This is a genomic window from Cupriavidus sp. MPR-AND1C (assembly GCF_058809705.1).
The window spans coordinates 1-13,309 of the sequence record NZ_JBXASU010000144.1 but is presented as its reverse complement, the minus strand read 5'-3'; the positions used below and the strand labels follow the sequence as shown (position 1 = coordinate 13,309).

Genomic DNA, 13,309 nt, shown 5'->3' with positions numbered 1-13,309 from the left:
ATACGAGATGAGCGCTAGTCTCGTGGGCTCGGAGATGTGTATAAGTGAGAGGCCCTGCTCAGGGAACTCGCCACGCTGCTGGACGCGCCCGGGCTGCAAACCGGCGACGCCATCGAGACCCGCTTTCGCAAGGACTGGTATGCGCCGCTGGGCGCGGTGCCGCCGCTGGCGGTAGTGCGTGCGCGCAATACGCAAGACGTGGCCGCCGTGCTGGCGCTATGCCATCGGCTGCGCCAGCCCGTGGTGCCGCAAGGCGGGCTGACCGGCCTGGCCGGCGCCGCCACGCCCGAAGGCGGCGAGCTGGTGCTTTCGCTGGAGCGCATGCGCGGCGTGGAAGAGATCGATGCGCAGGCCGGCACCATGACCGTGATGGCCGGCACCACGCTGCAGGCGGCGCAGGAGGCGGCTCGCGCGGCTGGCTGGCTGCTCGCGGTGGACCTGGGCGCGCGCGGCAGCTGCCAGATCGGCGGCAATATCGCCACCAACGCGGGCGGCAACCGCGTGATCCGCTACGGCATGATGCGCGACCAGGTGCTGGGGCTGGAAGCCGTGCTGGCCGATGGCACGGTGGTGTCGTCACTCAACAAGATGCAAAAGAACAACGCCGGCTACGACGTGCGCCAGCTGTTTATCGGCAGCGAGGGCACCCTGGGCGTGATCACCCGCGCCGTGCTGCGTCTGGCGCCGCTGCCCAGCGCCACGCAAACGGCGCTGTGCGCGCTCGCAACCTACGATGACGTGGTGCGCCTGCTGCGCCATGCGCAGCGCAAGCTCTCGGGGCGGCTGTCAGCCTTTGAAGTCATGTGGGCGGATTTCTACGGGCTGGTGACCACGCGCGTGCCCGGCGTGCGCGCGCCGCTGCCCGCCGGCCATCCCTTCTACGTGCTGCTCGACCTGCAGGGCAACGACGCCTCGCAGGACGCGCCGGTCTTTGAAAGCATGCTCGAATCCGCGATGGAAGCCGGCCTGATCCAGGACGCGGCGGTCGCATCCAGCCACAAGGAAGCGCAGAGCTTCTGGCAACTGCGCGATGCGGTGGCCGAATTCCCGGTGATGTGGTCGCCCAATGCGGCCTATGACGTCAGCCTGCCGATCGGCCGCATCGGCGAATTCGCCGAGACGCTGCGCACCCGCCTCTTGGCAGTGTGGCCGCATGCCGAGCCGGTCAATTTCGGCCACGTGGGCGACAGCAACCTGCACGTCAGCGTGTACCTGCCCGGCGCCACCGACCTCGACTTCCCCGAGCACGAGATTTCCGACGTGATGTACGGCGTGGTGCGGGAGTTCAAGGGCAGCGTCTCCGCCGAGCACGGCATCGGCTTTCACAAGAAGCCCTACCTGCACTGCTCGCGCACGCCGCAGGAGCTGGGATTGATGCGGCTGATCAAGCGCGCGCTGGACCCGCACAACATCCTCAGCCCGGGACGGGTGTTTGATCTGGATTGAGCGCCTTTCGGTCACACGACTGCCGCAGGTCAAGCCGCGGGCGCCCGCGCAGGCCACCCGCGCTGACCCTGCTTTGTAGCGGCCGCATGGAAGGATGGACTCGGCCGCTCCCGCCGCCTACTTCAACAACTTCCCTTGCGTCGCCCCCAGCGGCGTGTGCTGCTGCGATGCCACGAACAGACCCTTGTTGTCGTCGCGTCCCTGCAGCAGGTACTTGGCATCGGGCTTGCCGTAGCTTTGCACGGCCACGCCGGACAGCTTGCCGATATCGCTGGCGCGCAGCCGGTTGACGATCAGCACGGCGCGGGTGTCGGCGAAGTCCTGCATCATGTTCTGGTCGCCTTCGCTGTCGCCGGCGACAAACGCCGGGCCGTAGCCGTAGCGCGACACCAGGAAGCGCTCGATGGTCTTGGTCTTGCCCTTGCCCTGGGTCTGGTCGTAGCCGCGGCGGAACTCGGGCTGGATCACGCCTTGCGCATCGCGCTCCAGCTCCATCGCCAGCACGCGCTCAGCGGCGTTGTTGTAGCCATAGGCGGGGTTGGAGGAGATCTCCTTGATCACATCGACAAACGACGCCGAGCAAACCCAGACATCAAATCCCGCATTGCGCATCTTGCCGTAGAGATCCTGCATCTCCGGCACCAGCCGCAGGCCGTTCTTCCAGCTCACCGACACCACCCCGGCGCGGCCGGGCAGGGCGGCCGGGCTGGTCCATTTCACCTTTTCGATCGGCTGCGCCAGTTGCCAGGTGACGGTATCGGCCGTGAGCTGGCGCACCTGCGCCTCGGTCATGCCGGCGAAGTGGTAAGTCACCCACGGATAAGCCACCGCATGGTCGAAGCTATCGCCGATGGCTTCATACAGGTAGCGCATCTTGGCGATGAAGTTCTGGTAGTGCGGATTGGCCTTGACCTGCTCGAGCGACTGCGTGCCCTTCAGCCCGCGGTAGTTCTGGTAGAGCCAGGTGTAGCTCTCGATGATGTCCGGCGCCACCTTGTCGATATTGACCGGCTGGCCCGCGGCGTTGTTGAACGGCGCGTTGAAGTCCTTGCCCGGGATGTTGACGCGGATGGCGGTGTCGAGCTGCTGCGGGGTGGCGCCAAAGCGCAGCTGCTCCAGCTGGTAGACCAACACGGCCTCCTCGATGTCGAGGAAGACGCTGGTGTTGTCCCAGTCGAAAACCGCATACGGCGGCTTGCGCGCGTCGTAGGCCGGACTGCCCTTGCCGTAGGCGGCGATCAGGGCGTCGATGCGTCCACGATTGAAGGCGTCCCAGTTGCCCTTGACCAGCGGCTGGGTGGCGCCCTGCGCCTGCGCGGCGGGTACGGCGGGGGCTTGCGTGGCGCAGCCGCCCGCGGCGAACGCGGCGGCCAGCAGGGATACGATCAACAGGCTCTTGTGCTTCATGGCGATTTCCTCTTCTTCGTTGTCTTCGTTGTTGTGATGCGATGGCAACACGGCACGGCAATGCCCGGCCGCCTGCGTGGGCGGCCGGATCGATCGGCTTCTCAGTCGGTCCTTGTACCGGGCGTCGGGCCCGACGCAGGCAGCGCGCCCGGCGCTGGCTCGGGCAGCGCCGCGTGCTCGCTGTCGTCCTTCAGGTCCACGCCGCTGCGCCCCAGCGCCAGCGCGCCGCGCAGCAGGAAAGCGAGCTTGTCGGCGGCCTGCGCGTAGGGCAGCCCCTCGGGCCGTACATTGGAGATGCAGTTGCGCTCGGCATCGCTGCGGCCGGGCCGCGGGTCATGCGTGAGATAGATGCCGAGACTGTCCGGCGAACTCAACCCGGGCCGCTCGCCGATCAGCATCACCACCTGGCGCGCGCCAAGCAGGTGGCCGGCCTCGTCGCCCAGCGCCACGCGCGATTGCTCGGCCACCACCACCGGCCCGATGCGCCAATCCGGCAGGCGCTCCCGTACGTGCAGCAGCAGTGCCACGCCATGGCGTTCGGCCGCGAGGGCGGAAAGGCCGTCGGCGATCACGAACACCACGTCGGGTGCTTCGGCGGGCCGCGCCTGCGCCAGCCGCACACGGCTGGCTTCGTCAAGCTGGCGCCCCAGGTCGGGGCGGCGCAGGTAATGCTGGCGGTCCGGCGCGGCGCTGTGCGCGGCCACGCTGCCCAAACCCGCATCGTGCAGGGCCTGCTCGATGGCCGCACGCGCAAGCGGCAGGTGCACGGCATCGCGCGCCTGCGCATGCGCCAGCCCGAAGGCGAGCACCGCCTCCGTGGTCTGGCTGTGGCCCGCGCGGCCCAGCGCGATGCGCGCGGCGGTGAACTGGCGCAGGCGCTGCCAGGGATTGTCGTGGATCAGTTTGTGGCTCATGGCTTAGGGGCGCGCTCTATCGGCTTACAAGCCGTGGGCAAGTTGCAGCAGCGGCTGGCGCTCGGCGAGCTCAAGCAGCCGGCCGTCCTCGCCAAAGATGCCCATGGCTTGCAGCCAGGCCTCGAACTCCGGCGCGGGGCGCAGGCCTAGCACGTCGCGCAGGTAGAGCGCGTCGTGGAAGGAGGTGCTCTGGTAGTTCAGCATGATGTCGTCGGCGCCTGGCACGCCCATGATGAAGTTGATGCCGGCCACGCCGAACAGCGTCAACAGCGTGTCCATATCGTCCTGGTCAGCCTCGGCATGGTTGGTGTAGCAGACGTCGCAACCCATCGGCACGCCGAGCAGCTTGCCGCAGAAGTGGTCCTCCAGCCCGGCACGGATGATCTGCTTGCCGTCGTACAGATACTCGGGGCCGATGAAGCCCACCACGGTATTGACCAGCAGCGGCGAGAACGCGCGCGCTACCGCATAGGCGCGAGCCTCCATGGTTTGCTGGTCCACCTCGTGATGCGCGTTGGCGGACAGCGCGCTGCCTTGTCCGGTCTCGAAGTACATCACGTTGTTGCCCACCGTGCCGCGCGCCAGGCTTTGCGCGGCGTCGTGCGCCTCGGCCAGCAACGCCAGGCTGATGCCAAAGCCCGCGTTGGCGCGCTCGCTGCCCGCCACCGACTGGAACACCAGGTCCACCGGCGCACCCTGCTCGATCGCGCGCAAGGTGTTGGTGACGTGGGTCAGCACGCACGACTGCGTGGGCACGTCGTAGCGGCGGCGCAGGTCGTCGATCAGGCGCATTAGCGTGACGATGGCGCCGAGGTTGTCGGTGGCCGGGTTGATGCCGATGGTGGCGTCGCCGCAGCCGTAGAGCAGCCCATCGATCATCGAGGCGGCGATGCCGCGCGCGTCGTCGGTAGGATGGTTGGGCTGCAGCCGCACGGACAGCCGCCCGGGCAGGCCGATGGTGTTGCGAAAACGCGTGACCACCCGGCACTTGCGCGCCACCGCCACCAGGTCCTGGTTGCGCATCAGCTTGCTGACCGCAGCGGCCATCTCGGGCGTGATGCCCGCCGCCACGCGCGTGAGCACGGCGGAATCGGTCTCGTGCAGCAGCAGCCAGTTGCGAAAGTCCCCCACGGTCAGCGACGCGATCTCGCGGAAGGCCCGGGCGTCATGGCGGTCGACGATCAGGCGCGTGACCTCATCTTGCTCGTAGGGCACCAGCGCTTCGCTCAGGAAATGCGCCAGCGGCACCTCGGCCAGCGCCATGCGCGCGGCCATGCGCTCCTCCTCGCTGGCAGCCGCCAGCCCCGCCAGGTAGTCGCCCGAGCGTGCCGGACTGGCCTTGGCGAGCAGGGTCTTGAGATCGGCGAACAGGTGACGCCGCGAGGCAACGGTGTGGGCGAAGGCCATGATGCGTCTCAGTCTGCGGGGGCTGCCACGGGCGCGCTCGCCTGCGGCCCGCTGCCGGCCAGGTCGCCAAACGCCACCAGATGCCGCCCGCGCCAGTGGTAATGCGCGTAGCCCGCCGCCAGCACGCCGGCATAGATCAGCGCGATCAGCGGGTTGAACCAGATCATGGCGCCCAGCGAGACCACCGCGCCCGCCAGCGCGATCAACGGGAAGACGGGGTAGAACGGCGTGCGGTACGGCCGCGCCATGTCCGGCGCGCTGCGCCGCAGGCGAAACAGGCTGGCCATGCTGAACAGGTACATGGTGAGCGCGCCGAACACCGACATGGTGACGATATTGGCGGTCAGCGGCTGGCCGCCGATGGAGATGAAGTCATCGCTGTAGATGGCCAGGATGCCGACCACGCCACCGGCCAGCACGGCGCGGTGCGGCGTGGCGAAGCGCGGGTGCACACGCGCCAGCCAGCCGGGCAGGAAGCCGGCGCGGGCCAGCGCGAAGATCTGGCGCGAGTAGCCCAGGATGATGCCGTGGAACGACGCCACCAGCCCGAACAACCCGAGCCACACCAGCATGTGCAGCCAGCCGGAGTTATCGCCCACGATCATCTTCATGGCCTGCGGCAGCGGATCGTTGATGTTGGCCAGCTTGGTCCAGTCGCCAGCGCCGCCGGCAAACACCATCACGCCAATGGCAAGCAGCACCAGCGTGACGATGCCGGTGGTGTAGGCGATGGGAATCGAGCGGCGCGGATCGCGCGCTTCTTCCGCTGCCATCGCCACGCCTTCGATGGCGAGGAAAAACCAGATCGCAAACGGAATCGCGGCGAACATGCCGGGCACCGCCGCCAGCGAAAAGGCATCCTGCCCGGACCAGCCACCCTTGACGAAATTGGCCACCGAGAAGCCCGGCGCCACCACCCCCATGAAGACCAGCAACTCGAAGATGGCAAACAGCGTCACCACCAGCTCGAAGGTGGCCGCAATGCGCACGCCGATGATATTCAGGCCCATGAAGACAATATAGGCGCCCACTGCGGCCAGCTTGGGGTCAAGCCCCGGAAACTGCACATTGAGATACGCACCGATGGCCAGCGAAATGGCGGGCGGCGCGAACACGAACTCGATCAGCGTGGCCAGCCCCGCGAGATAGCCCGCGCCCGGCCCGAACGCGCGATACGCGTAGGCAAAGGGCCCGCCGGCATGCGGGATGCTGGTGGTCAGCTCGGTGAAGCTGAAGATGAAGGTGGCGTACATGGTGGCCACCGCGATCGCCGTGACCATGAAGCCGAGCGTGCCGGCGCTGGCCCAGCCAAAGCTCCAGCCAAAGTATTCGCCGGAGATCACCAGCCCCACGGCGATGCCCCATAGCTGTACGGTGCCCAGCGTCTGTGTCAGGGTCTGGGCGCCACCGGACGAACCGGAAGACGAGGGCGGCGAGGCATGGGGCTGGCTGGACATGGCTAGGGTTTCTCCGGGGCAGGTTGCCACCGGCGGTCCATTGCCTTGCCGGTGGCGTTTCCGGCATCATCGCCAAAACCGTGCGGGCAGCGTTATCGAAAATCGGCAGCATTGCCTTCGACTCGTGCAAAGACCACGGACGCGACCACCTCCGCAGGCACCGGCGCAGCGGATGCGCCACCCCGGCGGTGGAATGAAACTTGCTGCAGAAACGCTTTGCACCGAATGCCCCCACTTCGCCATGAGCGCTACGTTCGATCGCAGCACCGATAGCCGCGCCGGCGGCCACCCAGGCCGCCAGGGCATCTTCCGCGTGACCGCCGCGCATGATGCCGACGAGCACGCCAGCAACCTCTCGCGCTGGAACCAGACCTATGACCAGCTTTCGCCCGGCAGTTTCACCGGCGAGGTACGGGAGCTGTGGCTGCCGCATGCCCAGGTGTTTATCGAGCGCACCAACCGCAGCCTGCGGCAATCCTGCATGGCATGGCCCGATGCGATGTGGTTCGGCGTGCCGCTGCCGTCGGTGCAGGCGCCAGCCACGGTGGGTGGCATGGCGATCAAGCCCACGGCCATCGCGGTGCGGCCCGGTGGCACCGAGTTCGAGCTGCGCACGCCGGAGGATTTCGGGATTTTCGGCATCGTGGTGGAGACGGCCGAGTTCGCCCGCTACATGGAGGAAGTGGAGCACCGTGACCCAGCCAGCGTGCTGGGCCAGCGCGAAGTGCTGTCGGTCCAGCCATGGGCGCGCGCCCGGCTGTGCCGCGCGCTGATGGAGATCCTCTCGGAAGCGGCCGGCCACCATGCGGCGCGGGCAGGCGTCACCGGCATTGCCGCGGACAAGGTCGATTCAGCACTGTTCTGCGGCGACCTGCAGGAGCGGCTGCTGGGCAGTCTGGTCACCCTGCTGATGGCATCGAGCGACAGCGCGCAGCGCCCCTCCGTGACCCATATCAACCGCCAGCGCACCGTGCAGCGCATCCGCGATTACCTGCTGGCCCACACGGCGGACGCCATCACGGTGCCGGACCTGTGCCGGCATTTCCACCTGAGCCGGCGCGCGCTGCAGTACTGCTTCGAGGATGTCGCCGGCATGTCGCCCGCGGCCTACCTGCGCGCGCTGCGCCTGAACGGCGTGCGCCGCGACCTCAAGTCCGGCGCGGCCCACAGCACCGTATCCGACGTGGCCGGCGCCTGGGGCTTCCATCACCTGTCGCAGTTTGCGCAAGACTACCGCCGCATGTTCGGCGAACTGCCGTCGGCCGCCTTGCGCGGACCGGCGGGACACGGCGGGCCGAACTAGGCGCTGCGCCTCACGCGCCCTTACGCCCTGGAGGTCGCTCAAGAGCACCTTCAGCCCCCCCTCTCGGGCGCCTTCGCGCGCACGCTCCCCCCTCCCCTTGCCTGACCTCTCGCCCCGGCCTGCGCGCCATGCGCGGCGCGCTTGCCTTCACCGCTTCCGGGACCGACAATCGAGCGCCGTACAATGCACAGACGCCCGGCCGTCCACCAGACGGCATGGCCCCTCAATGCAGGAGACTTGATGCATCAACCCGATCCGCCACGCACACCCCGCTTGCCGGACACAAAGTGGTTCAATGTCACGACTGCCGCCTATATCCTGACCGCCCTGGCGCTCTGGATGGTGATGCAGGCCAACCTGGTGGCGGCGCTCATGGCGGGCCTGCTGCTGTACTCGCTGGTAGACGTGCTGGCGCCCAAGCTGGTGCGCCTGCACCAGCGCCACGACGCCCTGGCGGTGGCGATTCTCTCCGCTGTCACCTTGCTGGGGCTCACGCTTGGGGGCTGGGCGCTGGTGCGCTTTGTCAGCGGCGACGGCAATACGCTCGACACCTTGCTGATCCGCACCGCCGACATCATCGACAAGTCCCGCGCCCAGCTGCCGGTCTGGGTCAGCAACGCGCTGCCGCGCGGCGTGGACGAGCTGGCCAATGCCCTCATTGCCTGGCTGCGCGAGCACGCGCAGATGGCACAGAAGTTCGGTACCGAGGTGCTGCGCAGCCTCGCGCATATCCTGATCGGCCTGGTGATTGGCGCGATGGTGGCGCTGTACCGCGCCATCTCCAAGCCCAACCGCCGGCCGCTGGCCTCGGCGCTGGTGGAACGCGCCCGCAACCTGCAGCTGGCGTTCTCGCAGTTCATCTTCGCGCAGGTGCAGATCTCGCTGATCAACACCGTGCTCACCGCGATCTACCTGCTGGTGGTGCTGCCGCTGTTTGGCGTGCACCTGCCGCTGGCCAAGACGCTGGTCGCCCTCACTTTCCTGGTCGGGCTGCTGCCGGTACTGGGCAACCTGGTGTCGAACACGGGCATCGTGGTGGCCTCGCTGTCGATTTCGCTGCCCATGGCGATCGCCTCGCTGTTCTACCTGGTGGTGATCCACAAGTTCGAGTACTTCCTCAATGCGCGCATCATCGGCGCGCGCATCAATGCCGCCGCCTGGGAACTGCTCACGGTAATGCTGCTGATGGAGTCGCTGTACGGCGTCGCCGGCGTGATTGCGGGGCCGATCTACTACGCCTATCTCAAGCGCGAGCTGTCGAACAGGGGCCTGATCTGACGCCTGGCGCCACCGGTAGGACCAATTCCGGCCGATCCGGTGTCCACCGATCCAGTGCCCGACTTTAGGGGCTGTTTCAAAATGAAGCGAAGCGGTTCTGGCTAGGCGCGCGGCCGCAGACAGTACAAGTGGTACGCCAAGGCCGCGCAACGACGCCAGAATTTTTTTGAAATGGCCCCTTAGGCGCTTGCCCCGTCTCCTTGCGGCTCAACCCGGCTGCGCACAAAGTCGATGTGTGTCTGCATGGCGGTGCGCGCCTCCTCCGGGCGGCGCGCGCAGATGGCCTCGCACAGCGTGCGGTGCTGCAGCAGCAATAGCGCGGAGGCATCCTCGTCCTGCACCCGCAGGCCCGTGCCGTTGATGGTGATGTGTTCGCGCAGCATGCCGATCACGCTGGTATGCAGGTGCAGGAACATGGTGTTGTGCGAGGCCTGGGCAATGGCCTCATGCAGCTTGGCGTCCGCTTCGGCCTCGGCCGCCTTGTCGTCTTGCTGGCGGGCGGCTTCCAGCGCGCGGAGCAGGCCGCGGATGCGCTTGAGATCCCCGGCATCCGCGCGCAATGCGGCAAAGTAAGCGGTAGCGCCCTCCAGCACCCGGCGAAACTCCAGGATATCGTCACGCAGCACCGGGTGGTCCGCCACCAGCTGGCGCCATGGCGAGGCAAAGCCGGTGCGCAGCTGCTCGGTGACGAACACCCCTGCGCCCTGCCGGCTTTGCAGCAAGCCTCGCGCCGCCAGCCGCTGGGTTGCCTCGCGGATGGTGTTGCGCGCCACGCCATATTGCTCGGCCAGGAGCCGCTCCGCGGGCAGGCGGGCACCGGCCGGCCAGGTGCCGTCCAGCATCGCCGTTTCCAGTTTCCGCATCACCTCTTCCACGCGCCCGCGCGCCTGCCTGCCCGCCGCCATCCTCTCGCTCCGAAATCCGTTCGCCACGCCCAACTGGTCCAACCAATTTGAACTGGCGCGCGTCTCGCGGAATTATGCGCTCAAACAACGGCCAGCCCTGAGCCCCACAGCCAGGCGGCTGCACCCACGGAGCGAGACATGAAGCAAAGGCGCTATCCCCCTGCCCCGGCACAGGTCTACCTGTTCGCCACCTGCCTGGTCGACATGTTCGTGCCGCAAGCCGGCCTGGACGCCGTGCGGCTGCTGGAGCGAGAGGGCCTGACCGTGCACTTCCCTCGCGGGCAAAGCTGCTGCGGACAGCCTGCCTATAGCAGCGGCAACCCGGAACAGGCCCGGGCGGTGGCGTTGGCCCAGCTGGATCTGTTCGCCGAACCGTGGCCGGTGATCGTGCCCTCCGGCTCTTGCGCCGGGATGATGCGGCACCACTGGCCGCAGCTGTTCGCGCAAGATCCCGTGGCTGGCCCCAAGGCCGCCCTGCTGGCCGAGCGCGTGTACGAGCTGAGCGAATTCCTGCTGCACGTGCTGAAAGTCCGCTTCGACGTGAGCGGCGTCGCCGGCCAGCCGCCCGAAACCGTGGTGCTGCACACCTCCTGCGCCGCCCGTCGAGAAATGGGTACGCGCGACCATGGCGTGGCCCTGGTCGACGCCCTGCCCGGCGTCACGCGTACCGAGCATCAGCGCGAATCCGAATGCTGCGGCTTTGGCGGCACCTTCTCGCTCAAGCATCCCGACATCTCCGGCGCCATGGTGCAGGACAAGATCGCCTCGGCCTGCGCCACCGGCTGCGACCGGCTGGTCTCAGCCGACTGCGGCTGCCTGCTCAATATCGGGCACGCGGCCAGGCACCAGGGCGCGCCGCTGCCTGTCGAGCACATCGCCAGCTTCCTGTGGCGACGCACCGGCGGCGCCGCCAAGGAGCAAGCATGAGCACGCTCAGCGCCCGCGAGCGCATGCTCGGCCGGCTGCGCGCAGCCGCACCCGCTACCACTGCCGATGCCAGCCAGCTGGATGCGCGCATCGATGCGCACTACGACGCCCGCCGCGAGGCGGCCACCCCCGCCGAGCTGGCGCAGGCCATGCAGGCGGCACTGGGCGCCTCGCACGCGCTGGCCTGGTGCGCCAGCGCCGAGGCCTGGCCCGCGCAACTCGCAGGCAAGCTCGCAGCCGCCGGCGTGCGCCGCCTGCTGCTGGACCCCGCCGCCGAGCAAGGCGCCGCGCTGATGCGCGCCTTGCCCGCTAGCGTGGCGCCGCTGTCTTACGCGCGCCCCATCGAAGCGTGGAAGGCGGAACTCTTCGACACCGTGGACGCGGGCTTTACCGTGGCGCGCTCCGGCATTGCCGCCACCGGCACGCTGGTGCTGGCGCCCGACGCGCAAACGCCACGCACGGTCTCGCTGGTGCCGCCGCTGCATATCGCGCTGGTGTACGCCGAGACGCTGCATCCGGACTTGCATTGCGCCGCGCGCGCCGAGCGCTGGAGCGCGGGCATGCCGACCAACCTGGTGCTGGTATCCGGCCCATCCAAGACCTCGGACATCCAGCAAACACTGGCCTACGGCGCGCATGGCCCGCGCGAGCTGTGGGTCATTATCGTGACCGGCAGCGCCGGGACGGGAGCCGCGCAATGAGTACATCGACGACGGCCCAGGACAGCGCCGCCCCCCTGCACTTCGTGCCCGCCGCGGACTTCAAGGCGCGCTCGCGCGCGGCGCTGGACGATCCCAAGCTGCGCAGCAGCTTCCGCGGCGCCATGGACTTCCTGCAGGCCAAGCGTGCCGTGCAGTTCCCCGACGGCGACGAGCTGGAGCAACTGCGCGACCTGGGCGAAGCGATCCGCCAGCACGCACTGTCGCAACTGCCGGACCTGCTGGTGCAACTGGAGGACAAGCTCACCGCGGCCGGCGTGCAGGTGCACTGGGCCGAGACCGCGGACGAGGCCAATGCGATCGTGCACGGCATCGCGCAGGCCCGCCAGGCAAGCCGCGTGATCAAGGGCAAGTCGATGGCCAGCGAGGAGATCGAGCTGAACCATTACCTGGCCGAGCGTGGCATCGACTGCATCGAGTCCGACATGGGCGAGTACATCGTGCAGCTCGCGGGCGAGAAACCGTCGCACATCGTGATGCCGGCCATCCACAAGACCCGCGGCGACATTGCCGAGCTGTTCGAGCAGCATATCCCCGGCACGCCCTATACCGAGGACGTGGACGAACTGATCCAGACCGGCCGGCGCGCGCTGCGCCAGGAATTCGTCAACGCGGACATCGGCCTGTCCGGCGTGAACTTTGCCGCCGCGGACACCGGCACGCTGTGGCTGGTGGAAAACGAGGGCAACGGCCGCCTGTCCACCACCGTGCCCGATGTGCATATCGCCATCATGGGCATGGAGAAGGTGGTGGCCCGGCTTGAGCACATCGTGCCGCTGGCCAGCCTGTTGACGCGCTCGGCCACCGGGCAGGCCATCACCACCTACTTCAACCTGATCTCCGGCCCGCGCCGCGCGGGCGAGCGCGACGGCCCGCGCGAGGTGCACCTGGTGCTGCTGGACAACGGCCGCAGCCAGGCCTATGCCGATGAGCAACTGCGCGCCACGCTACAGTGCATCCGCTGCGGCGCGTGCATGAACCATTGCCCGGTGTACACGCGCATCGGCGGCCATGCCTACGGCACCACCTACCCCGGCCCGATCGGCAAGATCATCTCGCCGCACCTGCTCGGGCTCGATGCCACGGCGGACCTTGCCACCGCCTCCAGCCTGTGCGGCGCCTGCGGCGAAGTCTGCCCCGTGCGCATCCCGATTCCGCAATTGCTGATCCGCCTGCGCACCGAAGCCAACCGCGATCCCAGCGAACAGGTCGCGCATCCGCTGCGCGGCCAAGGCACCAAGTTCAGCCGCGGCGAGCACCTGGTCTGGCGCTTCTGGAGCGGCGCGTTCGCGCATCCGCTCGCCTACCGGCTGTTCCGCTGGGCCGCCACGCGGCTGCGGGTGCTGACGCCAAAACACCAACTCGGGTGGACCCGGCACCGCGCCCCGCTTACCCCCGCGCCGCGCAGTCTGTCGGACTTGCTGCGCGAGCGCGGACAGGCGGAGTAAGCCGGCGCCCCCCAGCGCAATGCGAAGCGAGCCCCCCACGCGATGCGAAGCGAGCCGTCAAGGTGTACCAGGCCGTATGGGGCGCCTCGTCGGCAGGC

General features: G+C 68.2%; 11 protein-coding genes. 6 read left to right on the top strand and 5 right to left on the bottom strand.

The features are described from left to right. Nucleotides 1-54: 54 nt before the first annotated feature. Nucleotides 55-1,446 (top strand): FAD-binding oxidoreductase, encoded by a 1,392-nt coding sequence (locus AC1RWI_RS36440; protein WP_492368598.1) that lies wholly within the window; start codon nt 55-57, stop codon nt 1,444-1,446. A gap of 117 nt (nt 1,447-1,563) precedes the next feature. Here the strand turns inward: AC1RWI_RS36440 and AC1RWI_RS36435 are convergent, their stop codons facing one another. From AC1RWI_RS36435 to eat, 4 genes are all read right to left on the bottom strand, one after another. Beyond that, nucleotides 1,564-2,853, bottom strand: coding sequence for an HAD family hydrolase (locus AC1RWI_RS36435; RefSeq protein WP_043357538.1), 1,290 nt, complete (start codon nt 2,851-2,853; stop codon nt 1,564-1,566). Nucleotides 2,854-2,954: 101 nt separating this feature from the next. Next, a complete protein-coding gene (gene eutC, locus AC1RWI_RS36430) occupies nt 2,955-3,767 on the bottom strand; it encodes an ethanolamine ammonia-lyase subunit EutC (RefSeq protein ID WP_492870728.1) in 813 nt (270 codons plus the stop codon). A gap of 24 nt (nt 3,768-3,791) precedes the next feature. Further along, the gene (locus tag AC1RWI_RS36425) at nt 3,792-5,174 is read right to left on the bottom strand and encodes an ethanolamine ammonia-lyase subunit EutB (protein WP_043352796.1); all 1,383 of its coding nucleotides are present in this window, start codon (nt 5,172-5,174) and stop codon (nt 3,792-3,794) included. An 8-nt stretch (nt 5,175-5,182) separates the two neighbouring features. Beyond that, on the bottom strand, nt 5,183-6,631 hold the full coding sequence (gene eat / locus AC1RWI_RS36420) for an ethanolamine permease (protein WP_043352794.1): 1,449 nt from the start codon (nt 6,629-6,631) through the stop codon (nt 5,183-5,185). Between the two features lie 193 nt (nt 6,632-6,824). Here eat and AC1RWI_RS36415 point away from each other — a divergent pair, with 193 nt between their 5' ends. Both AC1RWI_RS36415 and AC1RWI_RS36410 read left to right on the top strand, forming a co-directional pair. Continuing rightward, nucleotides 6,825-7,934, top strand: coding sequence for a helix-turn-helix domain-containing protein (locus AC1RWI_RS36415; protein WP_158408292.1), 1,110 nt, complete (start codon nt 6,825-6,827; stop codon nt 7,932-7,934). Nucleotides 7,935-8,174: 240 nt separating this feature from the next. Continuing rightward, a complete protein-coding gene (locus tag AC1RWI_RS36410; RefSeq protein WP_043352789.1) occupies nt 8,175-9,212 on the top strand; it encodes an AI-2E family transporter in 1,038 nt (345 codons plus the stop codon). Between the two features lie 179 nt (nt 9,213-9,391). Here AC1RWI_RS36410 and AC1RWI_RS36405 read toward each other — a convergent pair whose 3' ends face one another. Then, the gene (locus AC1RWI_RS36405) at nt 9,392-10,117 is read right to left on the bottom strand and encodes a FadR/GntR family transcriptional regulator (RefSeq protein ID WP_043352786.1); all 726 of its coding nucleotides are present in this window, start codon (nt 10,115-10,117) and stop codon (nt 9,392-9,394) included. Nucleotides 10,118-10,255: 138 nt separating this feature from the next. On the opposite strand from AC1RWI_RS36405, the gene AC1RWI_RS36400 reads away from it, so the two are divergent. Genes AC1RWI_RS36400 through AC1RWI_RS36390 form a run of 3 tightly spaced genes read left to right on the top strand, consistent with a single transcriptional unit; the run spans nt 10,256 to nt 13,211 of the window. Beyond that, nucleotides 10,256-11,044, top strand: coding sequence for a (Fe-S)-binding protein (locus AC1RWI_RS36400; protein WP_043352784.1), 789 nt, complete (start codon nt 10,256-10,258; stop codon nt 11,042-11,044). Next, the gene (locus tag AC1RWI_RS36395; RefSeq protein WP_043352782.1) at nt 11,041-11,745 is read left to right on the top strand and encodes a LutC/YkgG family protein; all 705 of its coding nucleotides are present in this window, start codon (nt 11,041-11,043) and stop codon (nt 11,743-11,745) included. The genes AC1RWI_RS36400 and AC1RWI_RS36395 overlap by 4 nt, the downstream gene beginning before the upstream one ends. Further along, complete coding sequence (locus AC1RWI_RS36390; protein ID WP_052494841.1) at nt 11,742-13,211, top strand: LutB/LldF family L-lactate oxidation iron-sulfur protein; 1,470 nt, start codon at nt 11,742-11,744, stop codon at nt 13,209-13,211. Before AC1RWI_RS36395 ends, AC1RWI_RS36390 begins: the two co-directional genes overlap by 4 nt. Nucleotides 13,212-13,309 lie beyond the last annotated feature (98 nt).